Here is a 16,710-nt window from a genome sequence, read left to right as displayed (position 1 = left end):
TTTCGATTAATTAGAAATTATTAATCTTAAAAGGAGAATTAATAAATATGAGCACGAAGAAAAAAATAGGGAAGAAGTTATTACTTGTTAGTGCACTTTGTGCAACAACAATTCCTTCAGTTTCCTATGCGGAGGAAGGAATTTCACCTAAAAATTTCGAGGGTACTCCAAGCATGTTTGAGGGGCAGAATAAGGATGTATTGAAATCAAATCTATATCCCAATACATATAAAAATCCGTTCAGCCACCAATTTAAATCGACATTAAAGGAAACAAACACAAATATAAGAAAAATAGACAATATTGACGATAAAAATCCATTTATACCTAATGCTCTTTCATTTATCCGTTATATGCATAATGAAGATTATAAATCTGCATTTGATTTAACTTCTCGGTCATTACAGAAAGTAATATCCGAAAAATGGCTGAAGAACTATTGGAAAGAAATCCCTACGCAATTACAAGCGGGTTCTTTTATAGAAATCGGGAAGGTTTCACAAAAAGAGATAAATTCCGTCCATACAAATGTAGAGATTCAATTAGTTTTTGAACAAATTACTGTACCTTTACTAATGAAACTGGATCCATCTGGTAAAATAGATGATTTTCAACTCAGTATGCCGTTTAGTCCTGTTGTAAATCGGCCATCGTATAGTAAGCCTGAATCATTTGTTGATAAAGAAGTAGTAGTTGGAAGTGGTGCATTTCCATTACCAGGAACATTGTCTGTTCCAAAAGGAAAGGGTCCTTTCCCAGCGGTTATTCTTGTTCACGGAGGTGGAGCAGCCGATCAGGATTCAACTGCGTATGCTTTAAAACCATTTCGTGATTTAGCTGAAGGTCTTGCCTCGAAAGGAATTGCTGTCCTTCGCTATAATAAACGAACCTATGAACATGGATTGAAAACAGAACTTAGTCCTTTTTATACAGTTGATAAAGAGACAACAGATGATGCTCTTCTTGTGACTCATTTTCTTCAAAATGAACCTATGATAGATAAAAAACAAATTTATATTCTTGGTCATAGTCAAGGTGGGATGGTGATTCCAAGGATAATTGAAAAAGATCAAAATCAAAATATTGCGGGGGCAATTGTGATGGGAGGAGCGGCCCGTACAATTCAAGATGCTGCTTTAGACCAATTGAAGTATCGTTTGTCTATTGGAGCAATAAACCTAGAAGAATATCAATTTTACAAATCGCAATTTGAATTATTAAACAACCCTAATTTCTCTAGTCAGAATCCTCCAAAAGATTTTTATTTAGGATCACCAGTATTTTGGGATTCTATTCGCAAAATTAAAGCAGCAGAAATGTCAAAAAAACAACAGACACCGTTATTGATTATGCAAGGAGAAAGAGACTATCAAGTTCAATCCAAAATCGAAATTCCTCTTTGGAAAGAACAATTAAAAGAGCGAGATAACATTGATTATCGACTATATCCAAAATTAAATCACTTCTTTACAGAAGGAGATGGGGAATTAAGTAAACCGGATGAATATTATAGTCCTGCTAATATTCCTGAGTATGTTATAAATGATATTGCTAATTGGGTGCAAGGAAGATCGAAATAAAATTAGCAACCATATTTTTTAGTAGCTATTTTCAGTTCTTAAGATAGACTCATTTTTAATAAGATAAATATAATTATATCATGATGTAAATAACTATAACGAACGGATTAAAGTTTCTTATTCAAATACTTTAGATACTCATATCTAGGGACATCATCCATGCTTATCGATTTAATATTTGGAAGTATATACAAATACCCTAAACAAAAAATGTTTAGGGTATTTGCTTTTCTTAGGTTGCTGGCGATGTGGCGGTACCTCTGGTTTTAAGTTAAAAAAATCCCTGGAAATAAACCTTTTATAAATAGGATTATTTTATTTCGAGGGGCTCCTTATAAATCTTAGCTATATATTTTACGAAATCAATGACGGGATAGTGTATGAGTGAACGGTGCTGCGTAAAACGGATCCCTTCTTTTTCCATTTTCGAAATGAGTTGTTCAATTTCCAACTCTTTTTGTTGTATCCTATTATAATTTTGATATACAATGTTTTTCCATTGATAGGAAGAACCGTGAAAAAAATTCTCTCCTTTTACCCTGTGACTAAATATAATTTCTATTTTTTCTCTACGTTGTTTTTCCTTCATATGCGCTTCTGTTGACTGCATGTTTATCGCCTCTTCCCTTTTTGTTGTATACTGTTTCACAAAATTTGGTCTAACTCATCATAGCCAATGTACATTAAGCTTGTTGGGAATTGTCGTTTAAGGCTATCTCATCAACTGTATTTTTTTCAAGCGCTTAATCTAATATATTGGATTATAATCTTACGTCTAAATAAATTGATAGTGTACATAAAACACTATCAATCTTTATTATAAAACGATTCTTTATAGGCATGCACTTTTTTACACTCACCAAAATTTACAACATGACGAGTATCTTTATCCATGAATGTTATTCTGTATTTACTGAGGTTAGTTTTTTATTTTGACTAACTAACATATTGTATGCCTCATTATCTATTTTATAAAAAAGAAAATAGCTATAACGTTCCCTCTTTTGATAAAAAAATTTTATGAAAATATAGCGCTCTTAAAGAGTTTTGTTACAAGTTTGTTATGTTTGATTTAAAAAAAGGAAAGTAATATTTATTTGTAGAAAATTTTTAAGGATAAAAATAAGCTGAATATTCATGATAAGAAAAGGGGGCACTTATATGCTAACAAATGATTTAGATTTCCGATTAGAACCACGTTTAAAAGAACTGTATGAACAACATAAAATAAGAGCGCAGAAGATAGACTGGGGTTATCATGAGTTTTTACCATGGGATAAGGGAATGGACTTTAAAAGAGTTCCTTGGGATGAAAGTCAAGTTACTCTCCCTTCTGGTGTAATTACGGCCATTGAAACAGCTTTATTAACAGAAGTGAATTTACCATGGTTTACAACGTATTTATCTGCGACTTTTAAAGGTTCCCTTTCTGTTATTACAGACTTTATTCATACTTGGACCTCAGAAGAGGATCAACATTCGAATTTATTAGAGACATATTTACTACTCACTCGAAGTGTAAACCCTAAACGTATACATGAATTAAGAAAATCAGTCGTTGAGTGTGGATTTGAGCCTGATTTTCATACACCAATCGAAGCCATGACATATACGACGCTACAAGAACTTGCAACAATGGTGTTTTACAATAATGTAGCTAAGGTGGCAAGTAAGCATGATCCAGATCTTGCTACATTATTACGCCGTCTTGCAAAAGATGAAACACTTCATTATGCGTTTTATCGAGACGTTATTCGAACACATTTAGAATTGGAACCAAATTATTGCTACTATATTGCCAATGTGATTAGGAATTTTAAAATGCCAGGTGCCGTCATGCCTGATTTTGAAAATAGAATGGCTGTGATTGCAAAAGAAGCAAACTATGGGCCACTACAATATTTTGATCAAGTACTTGATGTAGTTGTTGAGTATTGGGGGTTAAAAGACTTACGACCAATTGCCCCTCTAGCAGAAAAAGCAAGAATTGAGATTTTGGAGTATCATATAAGATTGAAAAAAATACGGGATCGATTTGGCCGTTTTCAAGGAAAAACTGATCTACGTTAATGAGTAGAGATTTCAGAATATACGCGTGGGAATTCCCTTTTCTTTTATTTGAAATCTAGAACGCTCTCTATTATTTTGAGGCTGTTTTCCTTAATTTAACTTCTGAAAAAAAGTAATTGACACCAAAAATAAACTCATGATATTATTAAATATTTGATAAAAAATAACGTATGTGTTAAGCTTGAGAAGGTTACCACATATGGAGGTGGGTTATATGTTTCAAATTGGCGATAACATTGTTTATCCAATGCACGGAGCAGGTATAATTGAAGCCATAGAAGAAAAAGAATTCTCAGGGGAAAAACAACAGTATTATGTAATAAAAATGTCAATCAGTAAGATGCAAGTCATGATTCCTACGGGTAAAATATTGAATTCGAATATACGGCCAGTTACTGATATACTTGCATTAAAACACATTATACACATTTTTCAGCATGAAGAATCATGTAAATTACTGCCGTGGAAACAAAGGCATAAAGTGAACACGGACAAAATAAAAACGGGTGAAATACAAGAAGGTGCTGAAGTTGTACGTGATTTAATGCGTATGAAGAAAGAAAAAGCACTGAATACAAGCGAAAAAAAATTGTTGGATGATGCATATAAATTTTTGGTCAGTGAGCTAGAATTAATTAAAGGAATCACTGAAAAACAAATAAAAAGTTTCTGTTAAGATTTATTATAAATACTGTATAACATCCCTCGGGAATATCCTGAATTTTCTGGGTATATGTTGATTATTAAAAGGAAAGTATTTCAAAGATATTCAATTTCTTCAACTCACTTTTAGAGTAGATACCTCTTTTGTTATTACTTCAATCTAATCCATTTTTATTTTTAAATTTCTTTTACGAACGTTTGAAGTTTCATCAAATAACTCGATTAAATAGTCACTTGATTTTTACAATCCTGATTCACACTGGCACGGACAAGGAGCCGTAAGGATGAAAGAGAGGTAGGGCTTTCATTGTTTTAGGTAATATACTATCTAAGTCATTATTTCTAGAAGAAAAAACAATCAATCTCACCACTATCTGTAAGAGTGCCTTATATCTACTGAGACGGTGAATAGTAATTGTTTATCTTCTTTACGTAAAATTGATAAACGAACTGGTAACACCATATGGTCAACTACAAAAAATTGGTTTCCAGACCAGGAAACCAATTTAAATTTTATTTACATACCAATAGTAAATTAAGCAGTAAGAAGGAGTACACACATGAAAAAAATGTTAACAAAAGAATTAAGTAATGAATTAAAGAAGCGAGAAGGGATCATCTCTATTACAGTTGAGTCTTATGAAAAAATCGAAGTTGGTGGAATTCGTGTAGATGGACCAGCTATTATTCTAATTAATCAAGAATAGGTAAAAATAGTTGCATACAAGGAGAAAAGGATCGGCCTTTAAGAGAAGGGGGATCCTTTTTGTTTGTTGCAGCCAATATGGGATATAAATAACTTTTATCTGATGTGTTGGGGTTAAAAGGAAGGAGAGGATGGAAATTATCATGGTGGAAAGCTTAATATTGGTAGGATTTCTTTTTACGTTATATAAATTAGTTGATAAAAAAACAAACTAATTATTTAAAACGATAGATTGTTTCTTTTTTTAGGGCGAGATTTATCTGAGAGTGAAATGGATCATCTAAAGGAGGAATTAAAATGGATGCAAGGAAAAAACGCATAAAATACGAGAAGATGTCAAAGAATTATGATCGTATTTATTTAGTTTCGTTTATCCTATTAATTGTACTTGTTTGTAGTAGTGTGATTATCATAGGAGCTACAGGGGGAAAATATGGAGTATTTTTATTGTTAGCAATTTTACTTAACGCACGTATTACGAAAGAATCTCAAAAAAAGTATGAGCACTATTCTAATAAAGGGCGTATTTAAAATGATACATAACCAGAAAGGAACAACCTAGATGTATATTCAAAATATCCCTTTATCATCTCCTATTAACTAGTAAAAGTAACTTTATATAAATAATTTTTTAGCAATGTAGAAATAGAAACCGTACCCTATTAAAATGTTATTTCCGTCCATATAATGAATTATCCTTCTAGCATATTTATAAGATTTATATCATATATTAGTAGAAAGAATGCAAGTTAGAAAGGAGTCTTATAGAATGAGTTATTTGGAGGGAAATGACTTTAGTAAACAAAATATGGTAAGTGTGCCTAATCCCTATGTATATCAGACATTACAATCAGTAATTGGTAAACATGTGGTTATTGAAACTGTAAGAGGAAATATAAGAGGGAAATTAAAGGATGTGAAACCAGATCATTTGCTCATTGAAGATACGGTGCCATATATTGTACGCATTCAACAAATTGTATGGATTATGCCAAAACAATAATCAAATTACATGTAATTTGATTTATAACAGATTAGCGTTATAAATCAAATAAAAACACAGGGTTTTATCTCTGTGTTTCTTCAAATTTTCGTTTTTGAATATATGCTTGAGCATGGATAATTTCTTTCTGAAGTTCTTTTAATTCTTCCGTAGATCCAGATTCAATCCTCATGTACGTAGTAACTAGACTAATCATCATATCCATCTTCTCTACTATATTTTGAATGACCTGTTCAGATTGCTCTTTTTTAGGGTGTTGTATTGCTATTAAAGCATTTTCTATATAATTGTTCTTTCGTTGCTGGATATCATAAATAAACTGTTTTGTGTTTGAGTTCATTTGTTATTCCTCCGTTTTGGATATACTTCTATTCTATCATATTTGAATGGAAAATATGATATTACCCTAAATTCACACCTGTCCAGGTTTTAAGGTATTCATAATGTGTTCTAAATCAACTTTGATGTACTGAGACTGTTTTTTTACTGTTCCATTTCGAAAGTATTCAGGAAACTCATTTTTGATATACGCTATATTATTTAGTTTAAGTCGCGATATCATAGTATTTCTTTTGGTTTTTTATTTGATTCAAATTGATTCCAATTACAAATTATAATAGCATTTCAATAGTAAGGCTATCTCTGCATTTTATCTTTATACCGTCATGCTATTATCTTGATATAATTATGTTGAATGTAGTAGTGACGGAAATAGTGAAAGATTTCTAATTGGTTAACATATAAAATGAACTATTTCTTCCTTACAATAAAATAAATCGTGGAGAAGATAAAAGATGCAAAGAACAATATTAATTGTAGAAGATGAAGATATTTTACGTGAAATTATGAAAGATTACTTATTAAACGAAGGGTATAACGTCTTAGAGGCGATTGATGGGAAAGAAGCGTTATCTATATTTGAAGAGTATGAGGTGCATTTAATTATTTTAGATATTATGTTACCGGAATTAGATGGTTGGACGGTTTGTCGGCGAATTCGGAAGAAATCTAATGTACCTATTATTATGCTAACGGCTCGGGTGGATGAAGATGATACTTTACTTGGATTTGAACTAGGAGCAGATGATTATGTTACAAAGCCATATAGTCCTCCTATTTTATTAGCAAGAGCAAAACGATTAATGGAAAGCCGATATTCTTCCGCTGCTAATGTACCAGCTGAAGACACATTAACGAGTAGTGGTATCCATGTACATTTTCCTTCTCGTACAGTAACTATAGATGGGGAAGACATAAATTTGACGCATACAGAATTTGAAATAGTAACGTATCTCATGCGAAATCAAGGAATTGTAATTTCGAGAGAACAACTAATCAATAAAATTTGGGGTTATGAATTCGCTGGGGATGATCGCACTGTTAATAGTCATATTCGTAATTTGCGTCATAAATTAGGACAAAAAGCAGCTTGTATTGTAACTGTTGTACGAGCTGGTTATAAATTTGAGGGACAAGTATGAAAAAAGGAATTGTATTAAAGTTATTTATGTTAACAACAGCATTATGCACACTTATTTTAGTAATTATTTTTATGGGACAAACTATATTTTTTAAGCAATACTACGCAAATCGAAAAGTGAATGATATTAAAACAAATATTCAATTCTTTGAAAAAGCATATATAAAAGCTGGAGATGATGCGAAGGTAATTCAAGAATTAGAACAAAATTTCTATCAAGAGAATGCGACATGGATTACAACGTTAGATCGTGTAGGAAATATAAAATATGCAAATGATTTTTCTATAGAAATTCAATTAGACCCAAACGAAAATAAGATATTTTCTGAACGTTCCATTCACATACCGTTGTATAGTTTTATCAATTTAGAAGATATACAAAGGATGAAATATAGCTTAGAACAAGGGAGTCATATTATTATCGACGGAGTACAGAAGGGGAATATAGTAGTCCCTGCGATGTTAACAATAAAAGAGAAGAATGTTGGGCTAGAGAACAAGCAACTGTCAGAAAGGTTGTATGGGCCAAAAGCCGCATCTTCAAAAGAAAGTTCACAGTTATATCTAGCAGGAAGCATTAAGAACGTGCAGTTACCGGAGGGGACTGTAGGAACTAACTCTATTTATGGAAATCGTGTGCTTATAGATAGAATAAAACAATTTCAGACTGATTTAATATTAAATCAAAAACCAAATAATATTACTTCTACAGAAATAATGGATTATGAAGAAAATGATATTAAATATAAATTATTAGTCAAACCAACAAAAGATGCAAATGGTAAGACAAATTACATATTTGCTATGACATCATTGCAGCCAGTTGATGAAGCTGTGCAAATGATAAAGGATTATTATATATATTTAATTATCTTTGTATTAATTTTAATCGTTTTGATATCGTTCTATTACTCAAAAAAAATCGCCAAGCCATTATTACAAATAAATGATACTACAAAAAAAATCGCGGGTTTAGATTTCTCTGAGACGATACCTATTACTACAAAGGATGAAATAGGTGATTTATCACAAAATATTAATACACTTTCTAAAGCTTTGCATTCGTATATTCATCAATTGCAGCAAGATATAGAAAAAGAAAAGCAATTAGAGAATACACGTAAAGAATTTATCGCTGGTGTTTCACATGAGTTAAAAACACCTTTAAGTATTATGAAGAGCTGTATTTCAATTTTAGAGGATGGTGTTGCTAGTAATAAAAAGGAGTATTACTTTAAAGCAATGTCAAAAGAAGTAGATAAAATGGATATGCTCATTATTGATATGCTGGAGTTAGCGAAATTCGAATCTGGTACATATAAAATGGAAATGGATGTTTTCCATATTGATGAAATGATCGATTACATATGTGAGCAATTAACCTCGGATATAACAGCTAAGCAATTACATGTTCATAAACAACTTTCTAAAATTGAAGTTGTTGCAAACCAGCATCGCATAGAACAAGTTATAACGAACTTTATTACAAATGCGATTCGTTACACACCAGAACAGGAGAATATTATTATTTCTACAATAGAAGAGAATGAACGTGTAAAAGTATGTGTAGAAAATAAAGGGGCTCATATCGCGCCAGAACATTTAGAGAAAATATGGGATCGTTTCTATCGAGGGGATACGTCTCGTCAACGTTCAAAAGGTGGAACAGGATTGGGACTTGCTATTTCAAAAAATATATTAGAGCTACATGATGCGGAATATGGTGTTTCAAATACAGAAGATGGAGTATTATTTTATTTCTATTTAAATAAAAACGTGTAGAATTTTTTCTACACGTTTTTATCATTTTTAAACAAAATCGACATTATCTGCATTTTATCTTTATCAGCATTCATTACTATTTTCATTAGAAAGAGAATGAAAAGTTGATAAGGAGATTGTTAAAATGAAAAAAAGAGCGATATTGCTTTTGCTTATTATAATAATAATGGGTACAGGCGTTAGTTTCATACATGCTAAAGGGCACAAAAACATATCAAAAGAGGATTTACGATTAAAAGGAAAAACTATTGTAATTGATCCAGGGCATGGTGGAGGAGATAGAGGGACGAAAGGAAAGAAATTAGGAACGATTGAAAAAGAGCTTAATTTAAAAGTAGCACAAAATATAAAGAAAGAATTAGAAGAAAGAACGGATGCAAAAGTTATATTAACACGTGAAAAAGATACGAGCTTACTTCCAGAAACAAAGCAAAAGGAAGAATTACAAGCACGTGTCAAAGTAGCGAAAGACCATGCGGCGGATCTTTATATTAGCATTCATCATGATGCTTTTGAGGATACAAATGTAAAAGGAATAACAACTCATTTTGGATCTAATAAAAGGAAAGATAAAAAGTTAGCTAAGACCGTACAAGAAGCTATTTTTGATCAAAATATAGACAGCCGTGATAGAGGTATTCATGGAAGTGATTTTCTTGTCTTACGAGAAAATCCTTCTCCGGCTATCTTAATTGAATTAGGGTTTACATCTAATGCGAGTGATGAAAAAAGAATGAATTCAGAAGAATTCCAAGCAAAATCGCAACAAGGTATTGTGGATGGCATTATTAATTATTTTACGATGTAATAAAATAGGTAAATAGAAAAATACTATTCTTTCTAAATCTTAATTAGAAAGAATAGTATTTTTTATTTTGGGTGTATATCCAGTTTTCAAATTTAAGAATTAACTTAACCTTATTCTTTAACTGATTTCGACACTATCTGCATTTTATCTTTACCTCTCTCTATTAATCTATTTATTGTAAACACCGGTTGAAACGAATGATTCAGTCGAATAAAGGCTCAGCCTTATAAATAATGAAAATTAATAGGGAAAGGATCGGAAAATCATGAAAGAATCGAAAAGTAAGAAAAAAACAAGTGTAGTAACGAAGGCAATCATATCTTTAGGAGTTGTTTTAGCAACGACCTTTTTCACATTCTTTTTAATTGGGAAATGGAACTCTACCCCAGCGAAGGGAGTAGCTAATGAAAGTATTAAACAAGTTAATACGCAACAACAAGAAAAGAAAAAAGAAACACCACCGGAAAAACAGAAAAGACCTGATGGAAAACCGGTAGGAAAGGTTGTGTATTTAACATTCGATGACGGTCCTAGCGAATTAACTGGAAAATTTTTAGATGTACTAAAAGAGCAAAATGTTGCTTCGACATTTTTTATGCAAGGTAGTAATTTACAAAATACAGGTTTTCAGGAAAACGTAAAACGAGCGGTAAAAGAAGGACATTATATTGGTGCACATAGTATGACACATAATAGTGATAAACTATACAAAAAGGGACAATTTGTACCGGAAATGAAAGAAACGTTAGCTCTTATCCATAATATTACGGGTACAACTCCTAAACTAGTCCGTCCACCATATGGATCTGCACCAGGATTAAAGGGTGAGGAAATTCGTAATCAAATTGTAGAAGCAGCAATAAAAGTTTGGGATTGGACAATAGACTCAAATGATTGGAAATTAAAAGATAATCCAACTCAGATTATCGAAAATGTAAAGAAACAAACAACAGAAGAAGTAGAAGTTGTTTTAATGCATGAAAAGGCGCAAACATTACAAGCACTTCCGGAAATCATTAAATTCTATAAGGAAAATGGATATGAATTTGGTGTTTACAATGATGCAGATCATTTTCGACTAAATTTCCAAAAAGATCAACGTCTATAGTATAAACATAGTTATTTTAAAAGGTGTTTTTATTACTAAATCAATAATTAAGCAAAAGTCGATTTCCTATTTTATAAAGAAATCGACTCTTTCGTTTATGTATTATGTCACAAGAGTTTCCTTATTTTCTCCGGAATGTCCTTTTTAGAAATCTATGCAACAGAGCCTTTATAGTAAGAGTATCTTGTTGGGAATGATCAAAAAAATCTATATTGTAATATAAAAAATCGCTATGATATGAAAGGATACCATACAACAATCCCAATAAATTCTTCTCAATAATTGAAAATAAAATCAATCCGGATTATTATATTGTTATTGTAAATTTATTTTATTGAAGGAGGATACATAGATGAAAAGCTCAAAAGGCTCTATTGAATCAGAGATAAGCAAAGCAATTACTCACTGGGAAAAGGACTACCTAGGACGCGGGTCTATATCCGTTAAGACAGATATATTACGGGATATGATTATCGTAAATTTACAAGGTGTTTTAACGCCGGCTGAATATAGTGTTTGCGAAACAAAAGACGGGATGCTAACGATAAAGAAGAATCGTTCGGAGCTAGTTGAATCTGGAATTGATGATCTGAAAGAGATTATACTAGAATTAACTGGAGAGAAAGTGAAGAGCTTTCATACGGATATAAGCTCCCGTACAGGCGAACGAGTAATGATTTTTAAATTGCTTCATAATCTTGAGGAGAAATTTTAAAAATACCTTAAGGTTAGTGGAAGGATTAAGAAACCTACAAGTTTTGCACTTTATTAACAGGCTAATAATTAAAAACTTGAAGTTATTTAGGTATAATAAATCGTAATTCTAATAACTCTTAAAAAACTGATAAAGAAATTGACAAACTGCTTAATATGGTTTATCTTATAATTGTTTTAAAAAATTGATAGATGCTCATTTTAACAGCTTGCTATAATTAAGGCTTTAGCATTTTTTTAATATGTAATATTGACTAAATGAAAAAGTTTCTTAATTAAAAGATAGCGTATAACATAAATTGATATATTGATTGCATAATCTAGGAGATCAGAAATATACATTTCTTTTTAACAGGAGTAATACATACATTATTATTCTCTATAAAATGGGAGCTCTTCAAAAAACTTTATTGAAGTTAGTTGAAGGGAAACCGACAATCTCCATAATTCAATGATGATATAAAATCATTGAATTATGGAAGTTGTCGGTTTTTTTTATGGGAAAAAACGATGCACTAAAAAGAGTGAATGAAAATTGAAATTTAAAAAAACATCTTAATTAAAAGGAATTTTTATAGGTTATTTTCGCTTAGAAGGGAGTATTTAACATGTTAATTTCGCTGAGTTCATCAACACTGTTAACATTATTTTTTATAGCGCTTAGTGCTTCTTGGCTAAGTGGATTATTGTTTTTAAATGCAAGGATGCCTTTACGTTTTGTTCATATCCATATTGGTATCGCTGCTTTGCCTTCATTGATTTCTTTACTCGCACTTGTTAATAACAATGGAGATAGAGTTGTGGGGCCTTGGCATCTAGATACTTTAGCTTGGTTAATGGCTTTCTTTGTTCTTACAATTGGTTTAATCATTCAGCGTTTTTCTGTACGTTACTTAATGGGAGATCGCTCATATCGAAAATACTTTGCACTTTTTACATTTACTACAGGTGTATCTTCGGTTGCATGGTTAAGTGACGATCTTCGTTTCATGATCATTTGTTGGGGAGCAACGCTTATAGGATTGGTTCTACTCATAGGGCTAAATAAAGGGTGGAAAGTAGTTAGTGAAGCAACAAAAATCTCTGGCTATTTATTTACAATAAGTTGGATTGCGTTGCTATCAGCTATCATTTGGCTTTTTCAAATAACAGGACAGTGGCAATTAACATCAGTTTTAACGAATGAAAATGTAGCGCTACATGGAACATTGGAGAGAACAGGAATTAACTTATTAATTATATTAGCGGTGATGATTCCAGCAGCACAATGGCCTTTTCAAAGATGGTTAATTGAGTCTGCCGTTGCTCCAACTCCTGTTTCAGCTATTATGCATGCAGGTTTAGTAAATGCTGGCGGTATCATGTTAACTAGATTTTCACCTCTTTTTCATGATGATATTGCACAAATCTTTTTACTTATTTTCTCTAGTATTTCTGTCTTAATCGGAACAGGAATTAGTTTAGTCCAAGTTGATTATAAACGTCAGCTAGTAGGTTCAACTATTGCACAAATGGGATTTATGCTTATTCAATGTGCATTAGGCGCTTATTTAGCGGCTATTATTCATTTAATTTTACATGGTTTGTTTAAAGCTACGCTGTTTTTACAAGCTGGTTCTTCAGTGCAACGTTTTGGGATAGTGAATCAGTCTAATGAAAAGATGTCCAATTTATGGATTATAGTCGGGCGTGTTTTAGGAGTATTTATAGCAATTACTTTCTGGTTTATGACTTCTGGAGAGGGGTATCAACTAGTTAGTGCGTTAATCTTAGGCTGGTCACTATACTTTTCATGGAAACAGCTTGTTGTTTTTGGAGAGGGAAGAATGGGACGAATTGCTGGCGTAATTGTTTTGATTGGATTTTCTCTCATTTACTTTACCGTTCATAATTCTCTTTATAAATGGTTGCATACTGATATTTATCAAAGTGTTCAACCTTCAGCTCCAGCCGTTATCTTTGTTATATGTATTTTACTATTTAGTAGTGTTACTAGTACTTTCGTTACTCGTAATCAATCTTCTACTTTATTCGCTGTACTTTATCTTTGGTTAGTTCGAGTAGGTGAGGCGAGAAGAAAATCAGTAGAAAGTCACCCAAGCTATCTGAAACATTATGTATCAAAGGGAGGTAATTCGTGATGAGCATATCGTCAATATTAAAGAAAGATACAAACATTGATATGCAAGAAAATAATATAAATGATTTAGTTGCATCTGCTAGCCGAGTTATTGCACCACTTTGGCCTATCTCTACGTTTGCAGCTCACCACCCTTGGATGGGACTTGAAAAGCAATCATTTGAACAAGTCGCAAATTGGTTAAAAGAAGCTCGTAATGTGGATATGTATCCTAGTACTTCCATGATTCATTCGGCAAAAGCGAAAGGTGAGATTGAGGAATCATTTTTACAAAGTAGTTTGTCTCGTTGGCTGGATTCACAATCTTTTCATATTCCGCGAGAGAAAGTAGAGCGATTTTGCCAAGCGGCTTTAAAGTTAGAAAAATTACCTTCTAGTCTATTATCATCGCCAGAATTAAATAAATTGGCAGAAGAACTGAGTTATATAAATACAGCAAATATGAAAGCCTCTGTTATGCAATCAATAAGTTCGCTTATAGAGAATCAAAATAGTGAAAACCTATCTGATATTCTTAATTATCATATCATTAAATGGTGTAAATTATATCTTGATGACTCCGGATCAAGTTGGACGATGCCAAATCGAGAGAAAGGTTTTTATCGTGCATGGCAACACCTTATTACATTTGATCCAGCGCTCAGTAAAAATGAGCGTAAAGTTTTAAAAGATTGGCCACAAGATGCCGAAGTAGCTTTAGCGAGAGCGTTATTTGAACTAGGAATTTCTGAATCTAACATACAAGCTTATCTTGAAGGGCACTTACTTTCTTTACCTGGGTGGGCAGGAATGATACGATGGCGCTCACAACAATCAATTCAGGAACAGGGGCTTTTAATAGAATATTTAGCAGTTCGAATTTCTATGGAGCTGGCTATTGCAAAACCTTATTTACCTTTAAAAAATCAAAAGGTTGAGAAAAAAGTTTCGATCGTCCCACTTATAGCTTCTTGGATCTATTGGGGGAATATTTCAACACGGGAATGGTCACAAATGTCTACAGCTGAACAAAGCGAATTGTTAGCATTTGCATATCGTTTTGATGAAAATATTCGCAGAAAACTTTGGCTGGAAGCTTGGGAACAAACGCATGCAGAGCAATTAAGAGAGAAGATTGCTTCTAAACAACGTGCAACCAATGATAAAAAGCATGTATTAGCTCAATTAGCATTTTGTATTGATGTACGTTCAGAACCGTTTCGTCGCCACTTAGAAAAACTAGGTCCGTTTGAAACGTTTGGAATAGCTGGTTTCTTTGGATTACCAATTGCAACTAGTGAACTAGGTAGTAATAACAACCATCCTTCTTTGCCAGTTATACTCAAACCGAAACATCAAATAAAAGAGCTCACAAATGAAAATGAACTTAAATCTTATGAGCAACGTAAGAGGATAGGTAGTTCGGTGCGTTATACATTTAAAACGATGAAACAGAACGTACTGACAAGTATGGCGCTACCTGAGTTAAGTGGTCCTTTACTTGGTCTACAGATGGTGACAAGAAGCTTTGTCCCAAGAGGAGTTGGTGGTTTCATTCGTAACCTTCGTAAAACTATGTTACAAAAACCTGATACAACATTCTCGCTTAATTATGTTCATGACACAAAAGGTGAGATACCTATCGGTTTTACGAAAGAAGAAAAAGTGAACTATGTGCGTCAAACTTTAAAAATGGTGGGACTGACGGAAAAATTTGCTCCTTTAGTTGTAATGTGCGGACATAGTAGTCAAAGTACGAACAACCCTTATGCTGCAGCACTTGAGTGTGGTGCTTGTGGAGGCGCAGCAGGGGGATTCAATGCAAGAGTTTTCGCTACTTTATGTAATCTTCCAGAAGTAAGAGAGGCGTTGTCTGCTGAAGGCATTAACATTCCTGAGGATACCATTTTTGCAGCAGCTGAACATAAAACAACAGTGGACGAATTGGAATGGATTTACGTCCCAGAACTTTCGAAAACTGCTCAAGAAGCGTTTGATTGTATCGAGACGATTATGCCAAATGTGAGCCAACATGCAAATAGAGAACGTTTAACGCAATTACCTAATTTTAAAACGAAAATAAAAAATCCGAGTAAAGAGGCACATCGGTTTGCAGAAGATTGGAGTGAAATACGTCCAGAGTGGGGATTAGCACGTAATGCATCTTTTATTATCGGACAGCGTGAATTAACTCAAGATTGTGACTTAGAAGGTAGGGCTTTCCTTCATAATTATGATTGGAAACAGGATGGAAGTGGAGATATATTAGCTAATATTATTGCAGGACCAGGAACAGTTGCGCAGTGGATAAATCTACAATATTACGCATCAACTGTAGCTCCTCATTATTATGGTAGTGGAAATAAAACAACCCAAACCGTAACGGCAGGTCTCGGTGTTATGCAAGGGAATGCTAGTGACCTGTTGCCAGGCTTACCTTGGCAATCTGTTATGCAGTCAGATAGTGAGACGTATCATTCACCACTTCGTTTACTAATTGTCATTCAAGCACCTATTGAATATATAGAACGTTTGTTAAATAATGATTTCACATTTCGAGAAAAAGTTCAAAATGGATGGGTTAGACTTGCAAGTGTTGATCCAGAGGGACGCTGGAAAAACTGGTAACAATTATTATTGTTACTATCTTAAAAGTTTCATAAATACAATAATGAAG

General features: G+C 32.8%; 15 protein-coding genes. 13 read left to right on the top strand and 2 right to left on the bottom strand.

The features are described 5' to 3' along the window. Positions 1-47 precede the first annotated feature (47 nt). A complete protein-coding gene (locus MHB52_RS16145; protein WP_000104852.1) occupies positions 48-1,580 on the top strand; it encodes an alpha/beta hydrolase in 1,533 nt (510 codons plus the stop codon). Between the two features lie 310 nt (positions 1,581-1,890). Here MHB52_RS16145 and MHB52_RS16140 read toward each other — a convergent pair whose 3' ends face one another. Then, positions 1,891-2,190 carry a hypothetical protein gene (locus MHB52_RS16140; RefSeq protein WP_001191994.1) on the bottom strand — a complete coding sequence of 100 codons (300 nt, stop codon included), beginning with the start codon at positions 2,188-2,190 and terminating at the stop codon, positions 1,891-1,893. 551 nt (positions 2,191-2,741) lie between these two features. On the opposite strand from MHB52_RS16140, the gene MHB52_RS16135 reads away from it, so the two are divergent. The 5 genes from MHB52_RS16135 to MHB52_RS16115 all read left to right on the top strand — a co-directional run bounded on the left by MHB52_RS16135 (position 2,742) and on the right by MHB52_RS16115 (position 6,022). Beyond that, complete coding sequence (locus MHB52_RS16135) at positions 2,742-3,650, top strand: acyl-ACP desaturase (RefSeq protein WP_000957102.1); 909 nt, start codon at positions 2,742-2,744, stop codon at positions 3,648-3,650. A 214-nt stretch (positions 3,651-3,864) separates the two neighbouring features. After that, on the top strand, positions 3,865-4,326 hold the full coding sequence (locus tag MHB52_RS16130) for a CarD family transcriptional regulator (RefSeq protein ID WP_000486292.1): 462 nt from the start codon (positions 3,865-3,867) through the stop codon (positions 4,324-4,326). A gap of 547 nt (positions 4,327-4,873) precedes the next feature. After that, on the top strand, positions 4,874-5,020 hold the full coding sequence (locus MHB52_RS16125) for a BC1881 family protein (protein ID WP_000738548.1): 147 nt from the start codon (positions 4,874-4,876) through the stop codon (positions 5,018-5,020). A gap of 296 nt (positions 5,021-5,316) precedes the next feature. After that, positions 5,317-5,550, top strand: coding sequence for a hypothetical protein (locus MHB52_RS16120; protein ID WP_000340044.1), 234 nt, complete (start codon positions 5,317-5,319; stop codon positions 5,548-5,550). 238 nt (positions 5,551-5,788) lie between these two features. Then, entirely contained in the window at positions 5,789-6,022 is a 234-nt protein-coding gene (locus MHB52_RS16115) for a YuzF family protein (protein ID WP_000120818.1), read from the top strand. A gap of 64 nt (positions 6,023-6,086) precedes the next feature. On the opposite strand, the gene MHB52_RS16110 is transcribed toward MHB52_RS16115, so the two are convergent. Further along, positions 6,087-6,362 (bottom strand): hypothetical protein, encoded by a 276-nt coding sequence (locus MHB52_RS16110; protein ID WP_001087712.1) that lies wholly within the window; start codon positions 6,360-6,362, stop codon positions 6,087-6,089. Between the two features lie 454 nt (positions 6,363-6,816). On the opposite strand from MHB52_RS16110, the gene MHB52_RS16100 reads away from it, so the two are divergent. The 7 genes from MHB52_RS16100 to MHB52_RS16070 all read left to right on the top strand — a co-directional run bounded on the left by MHB52_RS16100 (position 6,817) and on the right by MHB52_RS16070 (position 16,661). After that, complete coding sequence (locus tag MHB52_RS16100) at positions 6,817-7,503, top strand: response regulator transcription factor (RefSeq protein ID WP_061663744.1); 687 nt, start codon at positions 6,817-6,819, stop codon at positions 7,501-7,503. Then, positions 7,500-9,284, top strand: coding sequence for a sensor histidine kinase (locus MHB52_RS16095; protein ID WP_061663742.1), 1,785 nt, complete (start codon positions 7,500-7,502; stop codon positions 9,282-9,284). The genes MHB52_RS16100 and MHB52_RS16095 overlap by 4 nt, the downstream gene beginning before the upstream one ends. A 124-nt stretch (positions 9,285-9,408) precedes the next feature. Next, positions 9,409-10,092 (top strand): N-acetylmuramoyl-L-alanine amidase family protein, encoded by a 684-nt coding sequence (locus MHB52_RS16090; RefSeq protein ID WP_000745357.1) that lies wholly within the window; start codon positions 9,409-9,411, stop codon positions 10,090-10,092. Between the two features lie 265 nt (positions 10,093-10,357). Continuing rightward, positions 10,358-11,200, top strand: coding sequence for a polysaccharide deacetylase family protein (locus tag MHB52_RS16085; RefSeq protein ID WP_061663740.1), 843 nt, complete (start codon positions 10,358-10,360; stop codon positions 11,198-11,200). Between the two features lie 352 nt (positions 11,201-11,552). After that, on the top strand, positions 11,553-11,915 hold the full coding sequence (locus MHB52_RS16080) for a DUF2294 domain-containing protein (protein ID WP_000842548.1): 363 nt from the start codon (positions 11,553-11,555) through the stop codon (positions 11,913-11,915). 607 nt (positions 11,916-12,522) lie between these two features. After that, positions 12,523-14,055 carry an NADH dehydrogenase subunit 5 gene (locus MHB52_RS16075; RefSeq protein ID WP_016118222.1) on the top strand — a complete coding sequence of 511 codons (1,533 nt, stop codon included), beginning with the start codon at positions 12,523-12,525 and terminating at the stop codon, positions 14,053-14,055. Continuing rightward, entirely contained in the window at positions 14,055-16,661 is a 2,607-nt protein-coding gene (locus tag MHB52_RS16070; protein WP_016118221.1) for a DUF2309 domain-containing protein, read from the top strand. The genes MHB52_RS16075 and MHB52_RS16070 overlap by 1 nt, the downstream gene beginning before the upstream one ends. Positions 16,662-16,710 lie beyond the last annotated feature (49 nt).

Source organism: Bacillus sp. FSL K6-0073, assembly GCF_038006085.1.
GTDB classification, from domain to species: Bacteria; Bacillota; Bacilli; order Bacillales; family Bacillaceae_G; genus Bacillus_A; species Bacillus_A cereus.
The sequence above is the reverse complement of the archived record's forward strand: the minus strand, read 5'-3'. Positions and strand labels throughout refer to the sequence as shown.

What these genes read in the sequence shown, in the direction of transcription:
- MHB52_RS16145 (WP_000104852.1), top strand. Translation starts at nt 48, where the DNA reads ATGAGCACGAAGAAAAAAATAGGGAAGAAGTTATTACTTGTTAGTGCA.
- MHB52_RS16140 (WP_001191994.1), bottom strand. Translation starts at nt 2,190, where the DNA reads ATGCAGTCAACAGAAGCGCATATGAAGGAAAAACAACGTAGAGAAAAA.
- MHB52_RS16135 (WP_000957102.1), top strand. Translation starts at nt 2,742, where the DNA reads ATGCTAACAAATGATTTAGATTTCCGATTAGAACCACGTTTAAAAGAA.
- MHB52_RS16130 (WP_000486292.1), top strand. Translation starts at nt 3,865, where the DNA reads ATGTTTCAAATTGGCGATAACATTGTTTATCCAATGCACGGAGCAGGT.
- MHB52_RS16125 (WP_000738548.1), top strand. Translation starts at nt 4,874, where the DNA reads ATGAAAAAAATGTTAACAAAAGAATTAAGTAATGAATTAAAGAAGCGA.
- MHB52_RS16120 (WP_000340044.1), top strand. Translation starts at nt 5,317, where the DNA reads ATGGATGCAAGGAAAAAACGCATAAAATACGAGAAGATGTCAAAGAAT.
- MHB52_RS16115 (WP_000120818.1), top strand. Translation starts at nt 5,789, where the DNA reads ATGAGTTATTTGGAGGGAAATGACTTTAGTAAACAAAATATGGTAAGT.
- MHB52_RS16110 (WP_001087712.1), bottom strand. Translation starts at nt 6,362, where the DNA reads ATGAACTCAAACACAAAACAGTTTATTTATGATATCCAGCAACGAAAG.
- MHB52_RS16100 (WP_061663744.1), top strand. Translation starts at nt 6,817, where the DNA reads ATGCAAAGAACAATATTAATTGTAGAAGATGAAGATATTTTACGTGAA.
- MHB52_RS16095 (WP_061663742.1), top strand. Translation starts at nt 7,500, where the DNA reads ATGAAAAAAGGAATTGTATTAAAGTTATTTATGTTAACAACAGCATTA.
- MHB52_RS16090 (WP_000745357.1), top strand. Translation starts at nt 9,409, where the DNA reads ATGAAAAAAAGAGCGATATTGCTTTTGCTTATTATAATAATAATGGGT.
- MHB52_RS16085 (WP_061663740.1), top strand. Translation starts at nt 10,358, where the DNA reads ATGAAAGAATCGAAAAGTAAGAAAAAAACAAGTGTAGTAACGAAGGCA.
- MHB52_RS16080 (WP_000842548.1), top strand. Translation starts at nt 11,553, where the DNA reads ATGAAAAGCTCAAAAGGCTCTATTGAATCAGAGATAAGCAAAGCAATT.
- MHB52_RS16075 (WP_016118222.1), top strand. Translation starts at nt 12,523, where the DNA reads ATGTTAATTTCGCTGAGTTCATCAACACTGTTAACATTATTTTTTATA.
- MHB52_RS16070 (WP_016118221.1), top strand. Translation starts at nt 14,055, where the DNA reads ATGAGCATATCGTCAATATTAAAGAAAGATACAAACATTGATATGCAA.